19 protein-coding genes and 4 pseudogenes are annotated in these 22,045 nt (G+C 59.7%); 15 read left to right on the forward strand and 8 right to left on the reverse strand.

All coding sequences use genetic code 11. From position 1 onward, the window contains the following. Nucleotides 1-245 precede the first annotated feature (245 nt). The 13 genes and pseudogenes from tnpA (at nucleotide 246) to HAP41_RS50250 (ending at nucleotide 12,894) form a co-directional block, all read left to right on the forward strand. Nucleotides 246-668 (forward strand): IS66-like element accessory protein TnpA, encoded by a 423-nt coding sequence (gene tnpA / locus HAP41_RS04630; RefSeq protein ID WP_166055731.1) that lies wholly within the window; start codon nucleotides 246-248, stop codon nucleotides 666-668. Next, nucleotides 662-1,015, forward strand: coding sequence for an IS66 family insertion sequence element accessory protein TnpB (gene tnpB / locus HAP41_RS04635; RefSeq protein ID WP_166065968.1), 354 nt, complete (start codon nucleotides 662-664; stop codon nucleotides 1,013-1,015). The genes tnpA and tnpB overlap by 7 nt, the downstream gene beginning before the upstream one ends. Before the next feature lie 51 nt (nucleotides 1,016-1,066). Continuing rightward, nucleotides 1,067-2,632 (forward strand): IS66 family transposase, encoded by a 1,566-nt coding sequence (gene tnpC, locus HAP41_RS04640; RefSeq protein ID WP_166055670.1) that lies wholly within the window; start codon nucleotides 1,067-1,069, stop codon nucleotides 2,630-2,632. After that, nucleotides 2,629-3,231: a plasmid pRiA4b ORF-3 family protein gene (locus HAP41_RS04645; protein WP_166055583.1), complete on the forward strand. Its 603-nt coding sequence runs from the start codon at nucleotides 2,629-2,631 to the stop codon at nucleotides 3,229-3,231. Before tnpC ends, HAP41_RS04645 begins: the two co-directional genes overlap by 4 nt. 51 nt (nucleotides 3,232-3,282) lie before the next feature. Beyond that, complete coding sequence (locus tag HAP41_RS04650; RefSeq protein WP_166104889.1) at nucleotides 3,283-3,735, forward strand: hypothetical protein; 453 nt, start codon at nucleotides 3,283-3,285, stop codon at nucleotides 3,733-3,735. 15 nt (nucleotides 3,736-3,750) lie between these two features. After that, nucleotides 3,751-4,176 (forward strand): hypothetical protein, encoded by a 426-nt coding sequence (locus tag HAP41_RS04655; RefSeq protein ID WP_166104887.1) that lies wholly within the window; start codon nucleotides 3,751-3,753, stop codon nucleotides 4,174-4,176. Between the two features lie 542 nt (nucleotides 4,177-4,718). Beyond that, nucleotides 4,719-7,025, forward strand: a complete 2,307-nt coding sequence (locus HAP41_RS04660; RefSeq protein ID WP_166104885.1) for a TM0106 family RecB-like putative nuclease — start codon at nucleotides 4,719-4,721, stop codon at nucleotides 7,023-7,025. A 68-nt stretch (nucleotides 7,026-7,093) separates the two neighbouring features. Continuing rightward, nucleotides 7,094-8,368 (forward strand): IS256 family transposase, encoded by a 1,275-nt coding sequence (locus tag HAP41_RS04665; RefSeq protein WP_166064748.1) that lies wholly within the window; start codon nucleotides 7,094-7,096, stop codon nucleotides 8,366-8,368. A gap of 256 nt (nucleotides 8,369-8,624) precedes the next feature. Beyond that, complete coding sequence (locus HAP41_RS50610) at nucleotides 8,625-8,885, forward strand: IS66 family transposase (RefSeq protein WP_414643400.1); 261 nt, start codon at nucleotides 8,625-8,627, stop codon at nucleotides 8,883-8,885. Nucleotides 8,886-9,503: 618 nt separating this feature from the next. Next, nucleotides 9,504-9,905 (forward strand): hypothetical protein, encoded by a 402-nt coding sequence (locus HAP41_RS04670; RefSeq protein WP_166104883.1) that lies wholly within the window; start codon nucleotides 9,504-9,506, stop codon nucleotides 9,903-9,905. Between the two features lie 156 nt (nucleotides 9,906-10,061). After that, nucleotides 10,062-11,572, forward strand: a pseudogene (gene istA, locus HAP41_RS04675) (IS21 family transposase). Between the two features lie 14 nt (nucleotides 11,573-11,586). Next, nucleotides 11,587-12,339, forward strand: coding sequence for an IS21-like element helper ATPase IstB (istB, locus tag HAP41_RS04680; RefSeq protein ID WP_166057122.1), 753 nt, complete (start codon nucleotides 11,587-11,589; stop codon nucleotides 12,337-12,339). 102 nt (nucleotides 12,340-12,441) lie between these two features. Next, on the forward strand, nucleotides 12,442-12,894 hold the full coding sequence (locus tag HAP41_RS50250) for a hypothetical protein (RefSeq protein WP_166104881.1): 453 nt from the start codon (nucleotides 12,442-12,444) through the stop codon (nucleotides 12,892-12,894). Here the strand turns inward: HAP41_RS50250 and HAP41_RS04690 are convergent. From HAP41_RS04690 to HAP41_RS50515, 3 genes and pseudogenes are all read right to left on the reverse strand, one after another. Next, a pseudogene (locus HAP41_RS04690) lies at nucleotides 12,866-13,291 on the reverse strand (transposase); the annotation flags it as partial. The gene HAP41_RS50250 and the pseudogene HAP41_RS04690 overlap by 29 nt on opposite strands. A gap of 428 nt (nucleotides 13,292-13,719) precedes the next feature. Next, entirely contained in the window at nucleotides 13,720-15,954 is a 2,235-nt protein-coding gene (locus HAP41_RS04695; protein WP_166104878.1) for a T3SS effector XopP-like protein, read from the reverse strand. A gap of 269 nt (nucleotides 15,955-16,223) precedes the next feature. Beyond that, entirely contained in the window at nucleotides 16,224-16,487 is a 264-nt protein-coding gene (locus HAP41_RS50515) for a hypothetical protein (RefSeq protein ID WP_349770482.1), read from the reverse strand. Nucleotides 16,488-16,662: 175 nt separating this feature from the next. Between HAP41_RS50515 and HAP41_RS50520 the strand changes: the two genes are divergently transcribed. Further along, nucleotides 16,663-16,911 (forward strand): hypothetical protein, encoded by a 249-nt coding sequence (locus HAP41_RS50520; protein WP_224581065.1) that lies wholly within the window; start codon nucleotides 16,663-16,665, stop codon nucleotides 16,909-16,911. Between the two features lie 875 nt (nucleotides 16,912-17,786). Here HAP41_RS50520 and HAP41_RS04705 read toward each other — a convergent pair. From HAP41_RS04705 to HAP41_RS04715, 3 genes and pseudogenes are all read right to left on the reverse strand, one after another. After that, nucleotides 17,787-18,161, reverse strand: a complete 375-nt coding sequence (locus tag HAP41_RS04705) for a NolY (RefSeq protein WP_166104873.1) — start codon at nucleotides 18,159-18,161, stop codon at nucleotides 17,787-17,789. A 1,417-nt stretch (nucleotides 18,162-19,578) separates the two neighbouring features. Then, nucleotides 19,579-20,107, reverse strand: a pseudogene (locus HAP41_RS04710) (LLM class flavin-dependent oxidoreductase); the annotation flags it as partial. Between the two features lie 85 nt (nucleotides 20,108-20,192). Beyond that, nucleotides 20,193-20,450 (reverse strand): annotated as a pseudogene (locus HAP41_RS04715) (transposase); the annotation flags it as partial. Between the two features lie 176 nt (nucleotides 20,451-20,626). On the opposite strand from HAP41_RS04715, the gene HAP41_RS04720 reads away from it, so the two are divergent. Next, the gene (locus HAP41_RS04720; protein ID WP_166104865.1) at nucleotides 20,627-20,839 is read left to right on the forward strand and encodes a hypothetical protein; all 213 of its coding nucleotides are present in this window, start codon (nucleotides 20,627-20,629) and stop codon (nucleotides 20,837-20,839) included. Nucleotides 20,840-21,339: 500 nt separating this feature from the next. Here HAP41_RS04720 and HAP41_RS04725 read toward each other — a convergent pair whose 3' ends face one another. After that, the gene (locus tag HAP41_RS04725; protein WP_166051984.1) at nucleotides 21,340-21,504 is read right to left on the reverse strand and encodes a hypothetical protein; all 165 of its coding nucleotides are present in this window, start codon (nucleotides 21,502-21,504) and stop codon (nucleotides 21,340-21,342) included. Further along, nucleotides 21,471-21,764, reverse strand: a complete 294-nt coding sequence (locus HAP41_RS04730; RefSeq protein ID WP_224580965.1) for an ABC transporter substrate-binding protein — start codon at nucleotides 21,762-21,764, stop codon at nucleotides 21,471-21,473. Before HAP41_RS04730 ends, HAP41_RS04725 begins: the two co-directional genes overlap by 34 nt. Nucleotides 21,765-22,045 lie beyond the last annotated feature (281 nt).

The raw sequence follows: 22,045 nt of genomic DNA on the forward strand, positions 1-22,045 counted from the left end.
GAGGTCGCGACGGACCTGACGGCTACCGAAAATTCAACGATAAACCCTACAGGGCTCTGGACGCCTGTGTCGCCATTGACAACGGTCTTCACGTTGGGAGGCGGCATCAGCGGCGGCGCCGTTTCGACAAATGAAAACAAGTATAACGTATTCTATCGTAAGCGTAGCGCCGAGGCCCGTCTGATTGTTTGTGCGGAGTCTTGAGAGCACCGTTAGAAGAGTCATCTTCTGGAAGGGTGCTCACAATGGACGACCATTCTGACGACATAAGACGACCGTTGTCACCGCGTATTGAAGTGTTCGCTGGCGCAGGTCGAAAGCGCTGGCCGGATGATTTGAAGGCGCAGATTGCGGCGGAAAGCCTCGAACCGGGGGCGGTTGTAACAGACGTCGCTCGTCGCCATGGCTGCCGGCCCCAGCAGGTGCATGATTGGCGGCGCCGGGCGCGTTTGGGCCAGTTGGTATTGCCGGCGTCGGCGGACACGCTGTCGTTCGTGCCGGTGGTGTCGGAATTAGCGTTGCCTGCGGCCGCAGAGCCCTCCGGTTCGCCGGAAGCAGCCATTGTTACGGTTGAGTTCCAGGGCGCGCGCGTGGAGGTGCGCGGGGCGCCTGGCCTTGCTGCGTTGAGCGATGTGTTCATTGCGCTGCGACGGACACGTTCATGCTGACGATGCCGGCGAGCCTCATGATCTACGTGGCGACGCAACCTGTGGACTTCAGGAAGGGTGCAGAGGGCTTGGCGCTGCTGGCGAAGGATACGCTGGGCCATGACCCGATGAAGGGCGTGGCGGTGGTGTTCCGTGCGAAGCGCGCCGATCGGGTGAAGATCGTCGTCTGGGATGGCAGCGGCCTTGTGATGTACTGGAAGCGGCTCGATGGCAGCGGCTTCAAATGGCCACCCATCGTGGCCGGTGTGATGCGGATGAATGGGGCCCAGCTGTCAGCACTGCTGGCCGGCATGGATTGGACGCGCATGCACGCGCCTCGGATCCCGCAGCCGAAAGCGCTTGCGTAAAAATGCAAATCATCGCTGCATCGTGACGCGAAGCATGGCAAGCTCGGGCCAATGAGTGATTTGCCTGATGAGCTACCGAGCGATCCAGCCGAGTTGCGTGCCTTTGCCGCGGCTCTGCTGGATCGCTGCGCCCGGCTCGAGCGGTTGCTCAAGCTTGCGAAAGATGCGCAGTTCGGTCGGTCCTCGGAAAAGCTGGACGCTGATCAGCTGCAGCTTGTTCTGGAGGATATCGATCAGGCCGTTGCGGCTCTCGAAGCCGCCGAGAATCGTGCCAATCCCAAAACAGGCGAGAAGAGAGCTGCCGCGCGCAGAGCCAACCGTGGTCAGCTGCCGGAGCATTTGCCGCGCGTCATCGAGACTATGATGCCGGCCGAGAGCTGCTGCCCGTCTTGTAAGGGCAACCTCTTCGAGATTGGTCAGGATGAGAGCCAGAGGCTCGACGTCGTTCCGGCGCAGTATCGCGTCATCATCACCCGCCGTCCCAAGCTGGCCTGCCGCGCCTGTCATGGCGTCGTCCTGCAGCACGCGGCTCCCGAGCGATTGATCAGGGGAGGATTGCCCACCGAGCGGCTGGTCGCGCATGTGATCGATGCCAAGTATCACTGGCATTTGCCGCTTTACCGCCAGGCGCAGATGCTGGCGACGCACGGAATAGCGCTGGATCGTTCCACGCTCGCCTTCTGGGTCGGCTATGCCGCCCAGGAATTGAAGCCCGTGTGGCATCGTCTGCGCCAGCTTCTGCTCGCCTCCTCGAAGCTCTGTGTCGATGAGACCCCGGCGCCGGTGCTGGATCCGGGGCGCGGCAGAACAAAAACCGGCTACTTCTGGGCGCTGTCACGCGATGACAGGCCTTGGGCCGGACCTGATCCGCCTGGGGTAGTCTATGCCTATGCACCGGGCCGCGGCGCCGTTCATGGCTTGCGGCTGCTGGAGGGCTATCGCGGCATCATCCACTGCGACGGCTATCAGGCTTACAAGACCATGACCCGAGAGACGCGTGCGGACGCCCTGTCCGGGACGCTCGCCTTCTGCTGGTCGCATCTGCGGCGCCAGTTTGTGAAGATCGAGCGGGAGGCTGCGCCTGCGCCAGCTCCGGTTGCCCGCGAGGCTCTTGAGCGCATCGCCCAGCTTTACGCGGTCGAGAAGGCCCTCCGCGGCCGATCTGCGGACGAGCGCCGTGCTGGCCGACAAGCGCATACCCGGCCTCTGGTTGCAGCCTTGAAGCAGTGGTTTGAGGCCAAGCTCGATCACCTTGCGCAGAAGAGCGACACGGCGAAGGCTTTGCGCTATGCACTACGTCATTGGGACGGCCTGACGCTCTATCTTGATGATGGGCGCATCGAAATGGACACGAATGCTGTCGAGCGTGCGATGCGACCGATCAAGCTCAACGCCAAGAACTCTCTTTTTGCCGGTTGCGACGAAGGCGCCGGGAATTGGGCATTGCTGGCTTCGCTCATTGAGACCTGTAAGCTCAATGGCGTCAGTGCCGAGCACTGGCTCGCTGACGTTCTCGCCAAGCTCGTCAATGGTTGGCCTGCAGCGCGACTGGACGAACTGCTTCCCTGGGCGTCGACCTATACGATGCATACACGCGATCCGAGGCTGGCGGCATGAGCCTGAACACGACCGCGGTCCGGATCAAGGTGACCCTCAAGGATGTGAAGCCGGAGGTGATGCGTCGCCTTGTCGTACCCGTCACCCTGCGCCTTGATCGGCTGCATCTGACGCTTCAGGAGGCATTCGGCTGGACGAACAGTCACCTCTTCGAGTTCTTTGCTGGTGAGGCACATTGGGGGATTCCCGACCCCGACAATGATTACGGTCACCAGCCCATGGATGCCCGCAAAGCGCGGCTGTGCGATATCGTTCGCGAGACCGGCGCCAAGACGATCCACTATCTCTATGACTTCGGCGACAGCTGGGACCATGTGATCAAGCTCGAAAAATGGTTCGAGAACACCACGACGGAGGGGCTTCCCTTCCTGCTCGAGGCCGCCGGTCGTTGTCCTCCGGAAGACGTCGGCGGTGCGCCAGGCTATGCCGAATACCTCGCCGCCATCAGCGACCCCGCCCATCCCGAGCACGGACACATGCGCCTCTGGGGCCCGGAGCGGTTCGATCCCAACGTCGTCGACCGGAAGGCACTCGAAGCCGCCGTCAACGCGTTGTCCGACACAAGGAAGCCGCGGCGACGCGCCACGCGAACAAAATAGGCGTCAAGCGCCATTCAAAAGGGCCGCAGAGCTACGCTTACATTCTATCCCTTGTGGGCACTTTACAAGCCAAACCTGTTTCCCGTGGACAGCGAGGTTCGGCCGTGCCGCGATCCTAGCGGTAACAAAGAAGGCTCACCGCTCGTCGACATCGATTTGAGGATCCTGCCGCTGCTCGAGTCGCGAATGCAGATCGTGGCACTGCATCTCGCGGATGAGCCGCAGAAGAAAGTAATCATTGAGGGCGAGCAGAACGTGCTGACGCAGACCGTCTCGATCAAGGAAACCCTGTCCGGCGATATCAATCCCACGTGGAAATTCACGACAGGTGCCATCAATCCGTCCGGGACATTCATACGCGCCGCCCGGGAACGTACTCATCAGGTCGTATTCACTTTCGGTCCGTTGGCTGCGGGCGGTCGGGGCCTGTCGTTCTTGGCCGAGCAAACGCATCTTAATGAGCAACTGCAGGCCGGACTGCGCAATTCTCGATTTGCACCATAAGAAAAGGGTTCGCTGATGGCATTACACAAGAAAGCTAAGACCACGAAATCCAAGGCTAGAAAGGCCAAGGCCACGAAGGCGAAGGTTGGCAAATCCAACGTCAAAAGGGCCAAGGCCAAAAAAGTGAAGCGAGCCGCCGGCCCTGCGGCGGCGCCGCCGGCCAAGCGCGATGCCAAAGTGCTGCTCGAGCATCTCGATCTGCTGCATTCGCTCAATGAGGGCGATATCAAAACCATACGCGACTGCTGTACAGCCACGCTGGAGTATCGGAATCTATTCCGGACGGAAAGCGTCGATGCCACCCTAACTCGGATAGCATCGGAGTATTGTTATACTAAGTCTGGCGCCAGCTCAAACGTGAGCATCTGGAAAGACAATATCAAAGTCGAGGTGACTACCCAGGCAGACGCGGAGGCACGGGGAATACGGCCATGCGGATGACTAAAAGGCGCCCGTCGAATCGCGGTCGAGCGTGCAAAGTAAGGGCGAAGTGAGCGTTACCCGGCTGTCTTTGAGGAATCAATGCGGGAGCTTCGCGGCACCTTTAGCAGAACGCGATCCCCTACCGCTCCCCGGTCGATCACTTTGTAATCAGAATGGCCATCACTGCTGAGAGCCGTTGATCGCGAGCTTAACCCTGCATAGGTTGAGCTCTTGGAGCAGAGATGCGGGCTTAACTGTCGTTTCAGGGTAAGTAAGCTGACGAAATCCCCCTTTTATCACCAGTCACGGCAATGCCCCTTAACGCCGACGCTTCTTTCCGGACGGCCACTCCTTCGCCGAGTGATTGCAGTTTTGCGTTCGCAGTGTCAATCCCGCTGTCGTAAGCGGACGCTGCTCACAAGCATAATCAGCTGCGCTCATGAAGCGAAAGCGTTCGCTGGGGACGTCGGTACACCCGCGCGTCGTAACTGGTCAGACGCATTGGTTGTGCTAAGATCAATGTTCCCGTAGCGGCGACCAGAAATGTTTCGGCTCGAATCATGGAATCGCGGCACGTAGTCACGGCAGCCACCTTTGCTGCCTACCTAAAATGCCCAACGAAGGCTCTTCTCTTAGCTCGAGGGGAGAAGCCGTTTGATGAGTTCTTCGCCGACATTGAACGAAAAATTTCGACGGCCCACTCGAAAACAATCAGAACTTTCTCGCCAGTCAAGTTTTGCTCCCTGACTCGTGGGCGTACTAAGACAACCAACGCCTTTGTCGACTCGGAAACTTCATATTACACCACATGCTCATCAGGGGTGATTGAGGGTATCGATCGGCCCAAGAAACCCGAGCCTGGGTACCGCTATGTACCGATCCTCCATTCGCCTTGGGACAAGGTGCGGCGTTCCGACTCGCTTATCGTCTCCTTCTGCGCCCTGGCAATCGAGCAGGCGACGGGAACAGAAGTACCACCGCTCGGTAAAATCATCTTTGGAGACCCGGAGCGCGCCAGAACTATAAAAATCACTGACTTACTTCCGAAAACGAGGCAGATCATTGCGGCTATCGAACAAGCCATTAACATCAATGAGCCCCCGCCGATCTTGTTGAATAAGCACTGCCCGGTCTGTGATTTCCAGTCGCGCTGTCGAGGGATCGCCATCGACCGGGACGACTTGAGCCTACTCGGAACCATGTCGGAAAAAGAGCGCACAAAATGCGCTGAGACAGGCATCACCACAATAACGCAGCTTTCGTATAGGTATCGGCCTCGGCGCCGAAAGCGCGTCAAGTCAACCCACTCACGAACCAATTCTTCCCTCAAGCACGACCACAGGCTCAAAGCTCTCGCTATAAAAAAATCCCAGATCCACGTCGTCGGTTCGCCAGCGTTATCAATAGAGGGCACGCCCGTATTCATTGATGTCGAAGGTGCGCCCGACCGCGATTTCTATTACCTGATCGGCCTCCGATATCAGATGGACAGTAAGGCCGTCGAACGATCTCTCTGGGCCGATGGACCGGAAGATGAATTTGGCATTTGGGACGAATTTTTGCACACTCTCAAGAAGATCGACAACCCGCGACTGATCCATTATGGCGCCTACGAAAGCCGCTTCCTGAAGCTTATGCAAGAGCGGTGGAAACCGCGGGACGAAGATTCCGAGTTCGTGGAACAGATCGTCGATAGATCAACGAATCTCATATCGAGCATCTATGGAAAGATCTATTTTCCGACTTACACTAATGGTCTGAAGGAAATCGCGCGTTGGCTTGGTTTTGACTGGACATGGCCGCAGGCAACGGGCGGCGGCGCCCTTCTCCTGAGGCGCTTGTGGGAGCTTTCTCGCGAGAGCCGACTGCAACGGCAATTAGTCGGTTACAACATCGAGGATTGCCGCGCCGTAGAAATAGTCGCCGATGCAATCGGACTTATCTGCGGTAACGACGACCAACACGACGCATCCAAATTGAAAGCCGTGAACGTCAGCGTCCTTGAAGTCGGGTTTCAACGGACCTTTGGAAAATTTTCGAGCGTCCTCCCAGAGTTCGAGAAGATCAATGCCGCAGCCTACTGGGATTATCAAAGATCCAAAGTTTATGTGAGAACCGATAAGCTTATTCCGCAAAGCATAAGAAAAGCGAGCAAACCAATAAACACGGTTGCCGTCGAAAAGGCCATTCTTGTCGACGACAGACCGGCGCTTTGTCCAAAATGCGGTTCATCCAAGGTTTGGATTGCCGTCGGTGCGTCTAACGTCATTTACGATCTAAAGTTTACGCGGCGAGGCATAAAGCGATGGGCCGTCAGATACCATTACAACAATTTTAAATGTGGAGCGTGCAAGGCGCAGATGACGCCCTATGCGGCAGGGTCGAAATACGGCGACAACTTGCGGGCCTATATCGCCTACCTCCTGATCGAGATGCGTTTGTCGCACGAGAAGATAAGTGATCACCTTGCCACGGTGTTCGACATTCCCATACTCGGCACAATGGTAAACACTGTCAAACAGCAGATAGCTCAGAAGTACGAGCCAGCCTACCGGGCTATCCTAGCGCAGATCGCAAGCGGTCCGGTGGTACATGCTGATGAGACCAAAGGTGTCGTCTATGGTGGCGGCCATTACGTTTGGATATTCGCCAGTTTTTCTTCGGTCGCCTACGTCTATTCTCCAACCCGCGATGCATCAACGTTGAATGGGGCACTGGCAGGATTTGACGGCGTTCTGGTGAGCGACTTCTATAGTGGATACGAGTCCGTACCTTGCCGGCAACAGAAATGTCTCATTCATTTGATGCGCGACATAAATGAGGATCTTCTCAAGCAGGGGATGTCCCGGGTTCTGTTGAATTTCTGAAGAGGTCGGCGTTGCCCACCTTGAGCCGGTAGGCTCGGGGTGCTGATTCCACAAAGGAGAGCAACGCCATGACGAGAGATATCACACCGGCTGGTTGGCCGGCGACCGGGGCTGTGGAGAAATCATTTGCGGAAGTGCGAGCGAGCTTCGATCGGTTCTGCCTTGCGGCAGGAATCGAGGCGCTCGGCACGATGATGGAGGCGGATGTGACAGCGGCCTGCGGGCCGCGCCACGGTCGTGATGCGGCGCGGCGGGCGCACCGTTGGGGCCGAACGCGGGGGCGGATCGGTTTCCACGGCGGCAAGATCGAGGTCGATCGCCCGCGGGTCCGGGGCATGGACGGCCGCGAGGTCACGATCCCGAGCTGGGAAACGGCGGCGCAGGAGGACTGGCTCGGTCGCTGGGCGATGAACCTGATGCTGATCAATGTGTCGACGCGCCGGTTCGGCCGCGCCGTCCGGCTGCCCGAGGGTGACGTGCCGGCACCGCCCGGATCGGGGATTTCGAAGTCGGCGGCCTCGCGGAGGTTCGTGGCTCTGTCGGCGGCGCGGCTGGCCGACTTCATGGCTGCCGATCTGTCCGCGCTCGACCTTCTGGTGGTCCAAATCGACGGGCTGCATCTCGACGACGATCTCGTGCTGGTGGCCGCGATCGGGGTTGACGGCGAAGGCAACAAGCATCCGCTGGCGCTGGTGGAAGGGGCGACCGAGAATGCAGCAACGGTTCAGGCCCTGCTGGACAACCTGGTCTCGCGCGGGCTCGACCCGACGGTGCCAAGACTGTTCATCGCCGACGGCGCGAAGGCGTTGTCGAAGGCGATCCGCCGCACCTTCGGTTCGGCCGCTGCGATCCAGCGCTGCCAGATCCACAAGGCGCGCAACATCATGGAACGCCTGCCGAAAGAGCATCATGCGGCCACCCGCCGGGTGCTGCGCCAGGCCTGGGAGCTCGATGACGCCGACAAGGCTGAAAAATTGATCCGCAATCTCGCGCGTCGACTCGACCAGCAATGGCCCGGCGTTGCGGCCAGTATCCTCGAAGGCCTCGACGAAATCCTGACTGTCGTCCGGTTGAAGTTGCCGAAGGAGCTTCGCCGATCGCTCGCCTGTACCAATATCGCCGAGAACATGATGGGCACCATTCGCCGCGTCACGCGCAACGTTAAACGCTGGCGGGATGCCGGTATGGCCTTGCGATGGGTCGCGGCCGGTATGATCGAGGCCAACAAGGGCTTCCGACGATTGAAGGCGCATAAGCAATTGTCGGTTCTGCGTGCGGCCCTTCAAGCTCACCACGATCGCATGACAATCAAGTCCGTTGCCCACGTCACGAGGGCTGCGTAATATTCATTCCGGCAACGTCGACCCGACGTAGTTCAACAGCGATCGGGACATCCCCCTCAAGCATCCATTCAACGATGAGCTGGCGTTTGTTGCCAAAAGGTTCGGCATACTACTGCGCGACATCGTCGCGACCGTCGATCAATACGGACTCAAGAAGTATTATCTTAGAAAACACAAACGGGCGGCTGAGCAGTTTCTGATTGATGTAAGCTCGTTTGAGTGCTCTTCGGAGGTCGGCTCTGCCCTAAAGAAAAGAATTGAAAGAAACAAGGACAAGCTTTTCGCGTTTTTGGATCACGATGGTGTTCCTTGGAATAACAATAATGCGGAACATGCTGTGAGGGCCTTCACCCGTCTCCGGAATGGGATGTCTACCAGCACGGCAAGGGGCACGACTGATTATTGCATACTCCTGAGTTTGCAACAGACATTGCATTACCGAGGATTTGGGTTTCTAGATTTTCTTCGGTCCGGTCAGTTGGAAATTAACAAATATTCGGGGAGGGTCAGTTCGTAGAGCATTGGCAAACGACTCTTTGCCGTACGAACCATTAAGCGGTGATGGTCATGTCAGCCCCGAGCCGGACATTCGCCAGTTCGAATTTCTCTGCGTGCCAGCATTGGAATGAGCGAAAGCGGGTCTGTGCGCGCCTGGTAGAATAACTCTTCTATAATCAGTTCGCCCGAAGCTGGCTCGCTTCCCCTGGGCTCCCCGGCTAAGCTGCAAAACGCGAGAGTCCTTTGGAGCAAGGGCAACTCTTGCCCAAGTTCTAACCTTGAGAGGAGTAGGGTCTCCGGTTTTCCGAAGCTTGTCTTCAACCCCACGAAACCGCAAGTCATCGAAGCGTCCTTATACAGTCAGGTCCTGCTTCTCACGCCGCAATTGGAGAGAGCTCCACCCGACAGTCCCAACACATTGCGAAGGCATGCGAATTGGTAATTCCGACGATCTCGATCGTTATCAATAGTGAGCTCATTATGGGGTAGTGCGTTCAATTTGTTTACACAACCGAAGCTGAAGGCTAATATTGGGACAACCAGACGTAATTGCCGATGTGTGAAGCCGTTCACTGTCAAACGCGCTTCAGTGGTGGTTTTCTACAGTAAATAATTCTGGCGCCTCGGGAGGGCAGTCGTGTCGGCTCCCTTTTTTGACCAGCGGCTCGAAGGCTTTGCCTCGAAATTGCTGTACCAGGAACTTGCGGAGGGCGAGGACGTCGAGGGATCTCGCTTTCGCGGCATCGACGGGATCGTGCTCTTCGTTGACATCGTCGACTCCACCTCCATGACCGATGCGGTTGCCGCGACTGGTCCTGATGGGGCCGAGCGGCTCGGGGGCGTGCTCAACGACTATTTCCGCGGTGTGATCGACGTTGTGTTGGCGCATGGCGGCGACGTAGTGGGCATCGACGGCGATGCCGCTATCGCGCTTTGGGCCACCGACGGATGGACGTCCGCCCCTGCGCTCGCAGCGTGCGGATTCCGATTTATTCCGGCCGGGTATTCCGACTTGAAGCCGGCCATCGTTCCGATTTGAAGCCGGCCACGATTCCGAAATGAAACCGGCCGGCATTCCGATTTGAAGCCGGCCGGGTTTTGGAAGTCGGCGTTTTCGTTTGGGTCAGTCCTTCAGGCATCAAGTCCCTCGTTGATCCACGAGGGGAAGCGGATGCCGGCCAAGAGAGAACTGACCATGCGACAGATACGACAGATGCTGCGGCTTGCCCGTGATGGGGTGAGCGCCCGGGAGATCGGGCGCACGCTCGGGGTGGCGCGCAGCACGATCCAGGACAATCTCAAGCGTGCCTCGACTGCCGGGCTGGCGTGGCCTTTGGCGGGCGATCTGACCGACGCCGTTCTTGAACAACGTCTGTTTGCCCATGCCGGCGTCAGGCGCGGCTTCCGCCGGCGCCGGGAGCCGGATTGGGCCTCGCTGGCCTGTGAGCTGAAGCGGCCTGGCGTCAATCTGATGGTGCTGTGGGAGGAGTACCGGGCGGTCCATCCGGAAGGTTATGGCTACAGCCGGTTCTGCGATTTATTCCGGGAATTCGAGCGGCGGCTGTCTCCGACGATGCGGCAGGACCATCCGGCCGGCGACAAGGTCTTTGTCGATTACTCCGGCAAGAAGATCATGATCGTTGATCGCGCAACCGGGGTTGTGCGCGACGCGGAGATCTTCGTCGCCGTGCTTGGCGCCTCGAATTACACCTACGCCGAGGCGACCTGGCGCAGACACTTCCGGACTGGATCGAGGCTCATGTCCGAATGTTCCGGTTCTTTGGCGGGGTGCCACGCCTCGTCGTCCCTGACAATCTGAAGTCCGGCGTGCACCGGGCGTCGTTCTACGACCCCGAAATCAATCGCAGCTACGGGATGATGGCGTCCCATTACGGCGTTGGCATCCTTCCGGCACGGCCAAGAAAGCCCCGGGATAAGGCAAAAGTGGAAGCCGGAGTGCGTTTTGCCCAGACCTATATCCTCGGGCGGCTTCGCCGGCAGACCTTCTTCTCGCTGGCTGAGGCGAATGCGGCAATCGCCGCCGCGCTGGAGCGCATCAACGCCCACGTCATGCGCCGGATCGGCGTCAGCCGCCGACAATTGTTCGAGACCGTCGAGATGCCTGTCCTGGCGCCGTTGCCGGATGCCGACTATCAGTTCGCGGAATGGCTCCTGGCCCGCGTCTCGCTCGATTATCACGTCGAGGTCGACGGCTTCTTCTACTCAGTTCCACACGGCCTGATCCGGGAGCAGGTCGACGTTCGCGCCACCACCCGGACCATCGAGTTGTTCCATCGGGGTTTGCGTGTTGCTGCTCACCAGCGCCGTTATGGCGGCCGCCGGCACGGCACTGATCCCGATCACATGCCCAGTGCGCATCGGCGTTACGCCGAGTGGACTCCCGATCGATTCCGGCGCTGGGGGCGGTCGATCGGGCCCAACACCGAGGGGCTCGTTCTCGCCATCCTGGCCAATCGGCCTCATCCCGAACAGGGATTCCGGACCTGTCTCGGCGTGCTTCGGCTGTTCAAGGATATTGATCCCGAACGCGCCGAGCTGATCGCGGCCCGCGCGGTCGCGGTCAGCGCACTGACCTACAAGAGCATCGCCTCCATCATCGCCAACAAGCTCGAACGCAGTTCTCGCGATACCGAGGACGCGATCATCGAACATCCCAATCTGCGCGGCCCCGGTTACTTCCATTGAAAGGATTATCCAGCATGCTCACCCATCCCACCCTCGACCTGCTGCATAGCCTTGGTCTCCACGGTATGGCCAAAGGCTTCAAGGACCTCGATGCCCAGTCCGAAGCGCGCAGCCTCGAACACGCCGAATGGCTGGCGTTGCTCCTGGAACACGAGAAAACGCTGCGCCAGCAAAAGCGGTTCGAAAGCAGAGCTCGAGCCGCCAAGCTGCGTCATGCCGCCTGCGTCGAGGATGTCGATTACCGCGCTATCCGCGGCCTCGACCGCACGCTCTTTCTAAAACTCGCCGCTGGCGACTGGATCCGGGCACGACATAATCTCCTTGTTACCGGGCCGTGCGGCGTCGGCAAGAGCTGGCTCGCTTGTGCCCTCGGCAACAAGGCTTGCCGAGACGACTTCTCAGTTGCCTACCATCGTGTGCCGCGTCTCTTCGCCGCTCTCGCACTCGGCCGCGCCGATGGCCGCTATACCAAGATGCTGCGGGCGATCGCACGACTTGATCTGCTGATCCTGGACGACTGGGGACCAGAACCTCTCGACGCCGACCAGCGCCGTGATTTGCTCGAAATCGTCGAGGATCGATACGAAGCCCGCTCGATTATCGTCACCAGCCAGCTGCCCGTCGATCGCTGGTACGAAATCATCGGCAACCCCACCATCGCCGACGCGATTCTCGATCGCCTCGTCCACAATGCCTACCGCATCGAACTCAAAGGAGAGAGCCTCAGGAAGCAGAAGCAACCCGCTCAAGATCAACCGGTCTCTTGACCTTCCCAGCCCTCGACGACATCATGAAATTGACCCATGCGAACGACGCCACGGGTGGCCGGCTTCAGATCGGAATACCCGGCCGGCTTCGAATTGGAATGCATGGCCGGCTTCGTCGGAATCCGCAGCATGGCGGAGCGCCGCTGCCCCATGACGTCGGAGAACGCGATGATTGAGCCATCTTTTGCCATCAATCATATTCTGGCGCCATCGCTGCGGCAGGATGCCTTTTTTGAGCTGTGCCGCAGAGTTGGCGCGTCCGGAGCTGAAATCCGCAACGACCTCGACGGGAACGCGATTCTGGACGGAACGCCGGCTGAGGAGGTGAAAGCTGCGGCCGAAGCAGCGGGTATCCGCATCCTCACCATCAATAGCTTGCAGCCCGGAGGTTCAGACGCTCGCCGATCCGGCAGGGCCGCTGTCTACCAGCATTGCATTTGTTCGATCCAGCCTTTAAATGAGAGCCATATGTCTGCCTTTCGCGGTGAGGTGGTTCGCCTCCCAGAAAATCCCATCAGTAGCGTTCCTAAGACCGGTGATGTAGTCGTCGGTTAAGAAGCCGATTTGAGTGGTGTGCGGTGGCTGAGAAGAAGGCAGCCAGGAAGAGGTACCAAAGAGCCCTTAGCCAAGCGAGGATGCGGCGGAAGTTGTAACCGACGGCGGAGAGGATGACGTTGGCGGTATCGTCGGCGCGGCCTTTGAGGTAGCAGCGGCCGAGGTGTCCTTCAGCCTTCAAATAGCCGATCACGGGCTCGATAGCGGAGCGGCGCCGCAGCTGGCGCTTGATAGTGCCGAAGACGCCGCGCTTCTGGCCGGAGATGAAGACGCGGCGCGGGTTCTGTGCGTCATGGCCGCGGTATCCCTTGTCGACAAAGGCGCGCTCGATCGCGCAGCCGGTGAGTGTCTCGGTTCGGTCGATGACGTCCCGCAGGGGGTGACCGTCGTATCCGCTTGATGGGCGCGGACCTGCATGAGCACGGGAGAGGACGGGACAGCGACCTCGCTCAGCTGCCGGTGAAAGGCCGCCGCCTCTGCCGACGAGTCGGCCGGAGAGGCATCTTGCGCGTCCACGCTATCCGTTTGTTGACGCACGCGATTCATTAAGACGAAGTTCATCTGTACTCACTTTCGAAGATGAAGGGCCAGGAGCGCTGATCGTATGCGTCTGGACTTGAGCGCCGGCATTTGACGGTTCAGCCGCCAAGCGAAAGGAAGTCCGTGGTCACGACGCTCCCGATCGAATTTCAATCGGACCCCGCTGTCGATCTGTTCGAGGAGTTCGTGCCGACTTCGAGCTCATCGAGGATTTCCTCTCGGTGATAACGGCCACTTGATCGTGTCACCACAGCGGCGCTCCGGCGCGAGACAAACCACCTGTAGCTACATCCCCAGGCGCGCCATCTGGGTCGACATGTGCTCCGTCTCGGGAAGGGGATGCCACGGATGGCCACCAACTGCGGTGCTCATCAAGGACCTACAGAACGCCGGCGTGAGCTTCCCGCGGTGGATCACGACGTTCTCGCGCCCCGTCGCAGCTCGAGCGCTCTGCCAGTCCTGATTGTAGCCGCGTTGGTCATTGGACTTCACGTGGCAAGCGGCGAACTCGGCATCGCTCAGCGTTGCCAACTGCCAGGCATGTACCGGCCGCTTGGTATGGATGTGCACCCACATCGGGCTTGGCATCGCGCCATTGCGCAGGGCCTTGGGCTGCAGCTTGATCTCGAACAGTGTCCCCGGATCATCCTTCAAGGCGCGCGGTGGATTCACAGACGCCAGCTCCCCGGCCGCCCGCAACTGTTCAAGATACTTCTGGGACGGAAACGCGTAGGTCTTCATGCAATCGATCGTGATCGCCACCTTTCGCGCCTTCAAAGAGCTCGCCTGTCCCTGCACCTCGGACAACATCGCCTTGAGCCGGGTTATTTTGTCATGCACTTCCGGCACTTGCGCAGGCGTGAGTAGGACACGTCGGCGAGGCTCCTCCAGCGCGACTACACTGGCCTCAATCTCGGAGGCCTGCGTCTGCAGTCGCTTAACGACGAGATCCACGACGTGATCGGCGTCCTCGGGCTTCATCTGGCGCGCTTGCGAGACGGTGCTTTGCTGAGCGGGCAGATCGAACTGCAAAAGTTCGTCCAATCGCTCGATTAATCCGGTCAGTGCTTTCCTGGAGGGCGGAGCCTGCAATATCTCCAGGTGCCCAGTCGCCGACGATGACACCCTCGCGTCTGCCTCCTCCGCGCTCGCGAGTTTCTTTGTACCCAAATCCGAGAGTACGATCACCTTGCCTGTTGGGGCCGTGGCAGCGTCGGGCGTGGCGAGCTGCGGCTCGCGCAGCCCGGCCGCCGAACTTCGCTCGCCTGCGGCCGGGGCGCGCTTGCCTTTCCCCTTCCTCCGCGCCGCGCCCCCTTCAACCACTACGGCAGTCCGGGCCAGCGGCTCAATCATGGCGGGCGTCTTTGGCTGCACGACCAAAAGACGCGTGACGTCGTCCGCGGTGACCCATGCACCTTCCGCGATCTGGCCCAACAGTTCCAACGGAAGGTCGGCATCCGTTCCGGCGCCCCTTAGTCGGGTAACGATGCCGTGCACCCCTGAGGCAAATTCCGAAAGCCTTTCCATGACTCCTTCCAGAACGGTGCAGTGGTCTGCGTCGAGCGCCGCTCCCTCCAGAACGGCGTGGGAAGTCGAGTTGAATGCCGGAAAAAAATCCGCGATAAAGGTCCCAAGCAGTCGCACCCGCCCATCCTCACCCATGAGGGCGTCGTTCACGGCTGGGCCGAACGTGGCCGCCTTCGACTCGATCAAGAGTCGCGCGAGAGCGATGCGCGATTCCAGGTACATGCACTTCGTATACAGTGCCCAGCCGGTATGCTGGCGTAGCGCGGCCTCTTCTTCCTCCCGCATCTTGGACGTGGTGCTGGGCAAGTTGGCGGTGTCCGTATAAACGGACCGCATCCGCTCCGAGCGCAACACCTTCTTTCCCCACCAATCCAAGCAGGCTTCGTAATGCTTCGCCACGCTGGATACCGCCCGGCCCAGCTGGTCGGACGGAGCGCCGGCATCTCGCATCCGCTCGAACACGGCTGCTGCTTTGCTCCTGTTCTTATCCAGCTTGTCGCCAATCTGGATGGCCACAGCGTTGCCGTTGTTCCCCGAGGCGAGAGTCTCGTCGCGGAGTTGACGAACCTGACTGTCGGAAAGAAGCCTGCGCGCCATGTCCGAGGGGAGGCTCGCGTAATACTCCAGAACTTCCGAGCCCGCCTTGACGCCTTGATCAATCAGGTCTTGCGTCTCCGATAGGCTCCGAGCTTGCATAACCGCAGCTTGGGCAGCAATAAAGTTCCCAAGCAGACTGCGCATTTTTTTCTGCGCTGATTTTCCGTCGCCACTTGAGGAACTCGGGATTGGCGCACCCGAAGCTGGTGGTAGGCCTGCGAGCGGCGCCGTTCCATCCTGAGGCCCGAGGCGCATCCCCACCACGACGGAGTCGAAAGCTTGCCTGCCTTCGCCGAGGGCGGCCCCGGGCTCCGGGCTCGAACTGCTCGATCCCCATGTGCTGCGGGCTTCCGCAGGCCCAATGTGCGAATTGCCAGTTCGGCCAATGCCCGTCATATCTCCCCCATCAAGTCGAGAATGCGCAGCCTGTCCGGTAGACCAGCTGGCTGACGAGTAGCTGACGCAGGGCGTTTTTCCGAGGTGCACGGTAACGCCCGGATCGCCGCGGGCATCAATTCCCGGAAGCTGGCGTGCTGCTGGAGGCAGCGGGTAACCTCCGCGACCTCTGCGCACGAGTCCACACTGGTCGTTATCGGCCACAGCCGGTGCGACGAGTCTACATCCCCAAAGCCGACGGCGGTAAGCGGCCTCTCGGTGTGCCGGCGCTAGAGGACAAGATTGTCCAAAGCGCGGTAGCCGAGGTGCTGAGCGCCGTCTACGAGGCCGACTTCCTCGGGTTCTCCTACGGCTTTCGGCCGGGGCGGAATCCTCATATGGCGCTTGACGCCTTGCACACGGCGATCATGAGCCAGCGGCGTCAACTGGGTGCTCGATGCCGACATACGCAGCTTCTTCGACTCGGTCGACCACGAGTGGCTGTTGCGGATGGTGGCGCACAGGATCACCGATCCTCGCATCTTACGGCTCATCGAGCTGTGGCTGCGAACTGGCGTTCTTGAGAGCGGCGAGAAGCAAGATACAGACAGGGGTACGCCGTAAGGCGGCGGGCATTAGCCCGCTCCTTGCCAACATCTTCCTGCACTACATCCTCGATCTCTGGTCCACCAATGGCGTCGTCGCCATGCACGCGGTCGCGTCGTGACTGTGCGTTATGCGGACGACTTCGTCATGGGCTTCGAGAACAAGGCAGATGCGCAGGAAATGCTCTTTGCCCTCAAGACGCGGCTGACCGGCTTCGGCCTAACGCTCCATGAGGACAAGACGCGGCTGATCGAGTTTGGCCGGTTCGCGGCCCTCTCGCGTCAGCGGCGCGGCGAGCGGCGGCCAGAAACCTTCGCCTCCTCGGCTTCACCCACTACTGCGGGCGGACCAGGGACGGCGGGTTTATCGTGAAGCACAAGACGGAAGGGAAACGCCTGACGCGCAAGCTGACGGCGTTGCGCCAGGAGGCCTGGCGGCTCATGCACGCGCCACTGCCTCGCAGCACGAGTGGTTCGCCGCTGTGCTGCGTGGACACTACGGCTACTACGGCAGGCCGCACAATTATCCAGCGCTCAACGGCTTCTACCGCGAAGTGCGTCGGACCTGGATGCGCTGTCTGAGACGGCGCAGCCAGAAAAGTCGGCGCATGGGCTGGTCCGAGTTCGAGACCCTGACGGCACGCTTCCGTCTGCCCGTTCCACGCATCACTCGCACTTGGGCACAGGCGCGGATATGACGCGGGTTACCCTCGGGAAGAGCCGGGTGCGGGAAAGCCGCCTGCCCGGATCTGTGAGGGCAAAGCCAAATGGCCGAGCTACTCGACCACGACCGTGCGCCGCCGCCCCCAGAAGGGTTCGAGTGAAGTTCGTCGTCAGCAAATAAGGGGATATTGCCGCAACAACGGCCTAACCACTATACACGAAACGAAGGTTAGGCCGAGTTGGCAGTCATTGTGAGTGTCTCGTACCCGGGCGGCCTGTGCCTTCTCGTTATCCGGCTTCCGCACGGCGGTAGCAGAGCCATGAGGTCCCGAAGCAAGAGCAAAAGTTGAACTAAGGGGCGAAATCAAACTGGGTTGTTGCAGTGCAAATGCGTGATTGTCCGACGTACCCGACCCGACCGCGATAGCTAACGAATCAGTCGCAGACGGCGTAATGGAGGCGGCGCCCGCATGCCAGGTTAGCTCGTTGGATGCTGCGCTTCGCTATGATACTCTGTTCGTACCATCGCAGCCGGCGTTGTTCGGCCAGGAAAAGCGCTCTCCACATCAAACCGTCAACGAAATCTCACTCCGCGGCACGCGAGAAAATGAGTTTCGCGATCTTCATCCGGTTGGCCGGAGTTCGTAGGTTTGCCGGCAAGGCATCGACGGCTTGATCGAACAGGCGTCCCAAAACGAGAAGGTCTTCCGGGTAATAAGCGCCGCCGTCCCCGGACATGTGCGTGGTGCGAACGCCGCCGTCATGATTGCTTGTTCTTGTCTCGCCGAGCTGGCCGAGCTCCAGCTCCGCCGTGATCATTTCATTTGTGAGTGCGTTGAGCAGTCGGATCGCGTCAAGCGCGTCACCATCCTCGCCTACGAGAGTGGCGAGGATGGTCAGTTGCAGGTCGATCCGATCCTTAAGATTCTGTACGCGGGAATTGGAGGGGGCAAGTTCCACGATGTGCTCCTGGTGGTGAAGTGAATGTAAAGTACCTGATGGTTTGTGTTGCGTTTCGCGGTCCGCGAGAGCCGGCAGGTGCGGCGCGACAAGGAATGTCTCCGTCCCAGCTGCGTGTTCATTGAGGCGATCGTCGCGCTCGCTCGACGCCGTACAATGGCAGGGCCTGCGGGCCATGACTGCGACTGACGACTGAAGCCGAGCAGCCCGCGGATGTGCGTGAGACGCCGCCCGGCATAGCCGCCGAGAGCCAATTGGGGCTCATCGGGGATTGCAGAGCGATCTTCCGCCACAATCGTCTGGGCTGCCACGCTCAGATCGTTAAATGCTCGGCACAGTGAGCGTGCGGCCAGGCGGGGAAAAGGAGCCCGCGAACAGATGGGAGCTCGGCAGCTCGCCCAGCTGCGCCAATTGCTTAGATGATGGTGTGATGCTTGCCGGAAACTCAAAGAGCGCTCGCCCCCGTCGAAAGTTGATCGACAACAGCGGATAAAGCCGGATGAGCATCGTGCAGGTTTGTAGAGCGTAGATCTGGCCTTCGCCGACCGAGCTGGGCTCAGCAAGCGAGCGCAGTGAGGATTTACGGTCACACGACGTTGCAGAGTGGACGGCAAGTTGGCGAAGTTGATCTGTCCATGTCGTCGCAGATCGGGTCCTCGTCCGGGCCGTCGGACACGTATCTTGCAATCGGGGCAGGTACAGACCTGCCAGCACGGCCTCGCTTGCAGCCGCCAGATTGACGGCGCTGCCGACCTGGTCAGGGCGAAAAGTCCAAGCTCCGGCGAGGAGGACGGTTCACCTGGCCGAATCCTAAACGACGTATGCATTTACCGAGGCCACTGGAAGTGCGCTAACGCCGATCGTCTGAAACGCCTTTGGGGGAATGGCCATGGTATCAGCGAGGACGCGGTTGATGACTACGCGCCGCACGCGGCGATCAGGGGACAGACTAAAAATGGTCCGCACGTGCGTCGATTTGGACGAATCGAACGTATCTTTGTGGATCCAGGTCGGGGTGGCTTGTACTGACCTGCGACTGTGCTGAATGCAAAAGGGATCCATGGCCACACGACATTCGTGAAAGGTGCTTTCCGGAAATCGCGATCGACTTATGGGGTATTTGGCTAAATCCGGTAAAATCGAAAGTTTTGATGGGATCCATCCAGTTCGCGGATAGCCCGGGCGAGGAGTCATTGACCTTTCTGGATGGCGCTGGATTCTCGCGCGGTCCACGAGCCGATGAGACGGGCCGCGGGGCTGACCCGGTGCTGCTCCAGGTGCTCGAGCATGCTCTATTGGTCCGGGGCAAGGCAGCGAGCGTGATGGCAGGCGGATATCGGCGTTGTCGGCAGGGCGGTCGATCATGGCACATAGCGTTGCGGCGCTGAACGCAGGTAGCAAAATCGGATCGAACGTTTCAGCCAAAGCCAGGCATGATCTCGGATTGGATTGTGGTTGCTGTGTACAGCGAAACCTCCAACGGAAGGTTCCCGAATGCAAGCTGGCATAGTAGATATTAGTTGGCGCCCGCCTCCTCGCTCTGGTTAAGGAGGAGCTGTCGGATGGAAGCTGGCGTTCCGACAACGCACAGTTCGCTTCAAGCGCTGCATCGAAGGTCAGCTGCAAGTCAGGCGGTGTCGGAGTGGCACTCAATTCGTGAGGGAATCTAAAGCTCCTTAGCCATCGTTGATAAGCGGCTTCCGCGGCCGCGCGGGCATCTTTGTCAGACTGCGCAACTACGACCATGCGCAGCAAGCCGAGAAATGGCATCCGATCGTCCGCGGCGGTCTTATGCGCCAGATGAGAGCGGAACGCATCTGTCATGTTTCGGACAGCAGAGGAGTGGCCTGCGCACGCCAGATTGGCGCGCCGTTTGCAGCAGCCCACGCCGCTGGCTCCGGGCGATTGCTCGCGATCCAGGTTTGATGTGGGCGCTGATGAGGCCTCTGTTCACAGTGTCCCTTTTTGATTTTGCCTCTCTGGCGCGCGAGGCGCCTGACACCAAGCGGCCGGGAGATGGTCGCTTCGCTACTTTGAAAGCAGTTCGCGAAGCTCCGCGACATCGAGCATGTGCTTGACCAGAAGCATCTTTAGCATCGCGTTCTCCTGCTCCAAGACCTTCAATCGCTTGGCCGCAGGAACGTCCATGCCGCCAAACCTGGCGTTCCAATTCTGGATGGCCGCTTCTGAGGTCCCGTGTTTGCGAGCCAGGTCAGTTGCCTTCGCCCCAGCCTGATGCTCCCTCAAGATCGCGACGATCTGCTCTTCCGTGAATCGTGGCCGCTTCATTTGACAGCCCCTGTTAGGGGGGAGCTTGCATTCCAGCCGGAGGAAGCGCGGAATGATTGGTCATCTGCCGAGCGCGGGTTGGAGGGGGCCGCAGACGATCCGACTGGGGCCAAATGGGCTTCATCGATCTGCCCTAGAGGCCCGTTAGGCGAACCCTTGTCGTCGATAGCTGAAGGATGCGTCAGGATCCCGTCGCCGACGTTGAAGGTATTCCGGATCTTGCCAAAGCACTCGATTGGCGCGTCAACATGCTCGGCTTGATGAGTGCGTGCCACATGGTGAAGTCTTGGTCTGTATGTGTGCCTTGCGATTTGAGCGCAGCGCTGGGTGAGTTGTGCGTTGCGGCGCTCGGCAGCGAGAAGGGGTTTCCATTGACGTCGAAGTTGTAATTCGCGCAGAAAACTGTCTGGCGGAAGGGCATAACGAGAAACTTGCGCAGCTCGAATTAGCGCGAGAGGACGTAAACGACGCAGCGTCTGGCGCCCTGGAAGCTGTGCAGGGCAGGGGCACTTGTCAGCACGGGAACTCCATAGGCTGGAATGTTGCCGAAAATCGATTTTCGCGGCTACGGCGGTTGAAAGGATAACGGCCAGCACCTCCCGACAGCGCCAATCAAATGCTGCAGGGTGAATGGAGGGCTCATATGGCCAACAAGCCCATCGATCAGGGTAGCCAACCATTAAGCGATCAGGCCGTTGCTTAAAAGACTCGCAAACAATGAGGGTTGGCACGGTACTACTTGTCTATCATCGGACGTAGCTCGTTATCGAGCGTGTCGACATCGGGGAGCTCTGCGAGCGCTGCAGCAAACGCAAGAAGTGCTCCGAGAGCCGCCAGTACAAGGGCGGACGCAACTATTGCAGCTGCCAGGTCTTGAGAACGTCTCATGTCATTCGCTGTTTAGGGAAACGATGCGTTCGCGCCGGTCAGTTCTGCTCGACGGCTTCAACACACCCGTCGCGTAGCGATAGACCAGAAGGGCGGGAGCCGCGTTGTTGCCATCGAACCGGAGCGGCCCGATCAGGTTATCGATCGCCCCTGAACGAAGTGCCACGACAACTCGCGAGGCGTTGAAGGAACCGGCCCGCCCCACCGCCTGTCCGCTTCGGCTTGGACTTCGGAGCCTGGGATCGACGAGAGGGAACAAAAGTGGCCGACGACTGAGTGGACTCGGTCCATTGTGAGCCTATTGGCAACTGCGGCCGCTTGCTTCGGATCGCTGGCGTCGTCTGCGACGCTCAACATCACTTTGGTATCTGGCATTGGGCCCGAGGCGTTCAATGCCTCGACGGAGGCCGCCGCACCATCGCGCATTTGCGCGCCAAAACGCAGCGCTGTTCCCGCTCATCGGGCCAGCCACGGCAATATTGACGTCGGAAGCGTGCGCAGTCGAGGCGATGGCGCAGAAGACGAGCGCTGCTCTTGCAGCCGAAGCGTAGCGCCCATTTAGCATTGTAGAACTCCCAATCTCAAATGAAGTGAACGGCCAGCGCCGCGGTCAGCCAGCTGCAGCCCGATGCGGTTGCTTCCGGCAAGCGAATCCATGCGCGGCAGTTCGCCAGACCTCAATCTCGCTAGAGCCTACAATTTGACGT

The organism is Bradyrhizobium barranii subsp. apii (assembly GCF_011516635.5).
Taxonomy (GTDB): Bacteria; Pseudomonadota; Alphaproteobacteria; order Rhizobiales; family Xanthobacteraceae; genus Bradyrhizobium; species Bradyrhizobium barranii.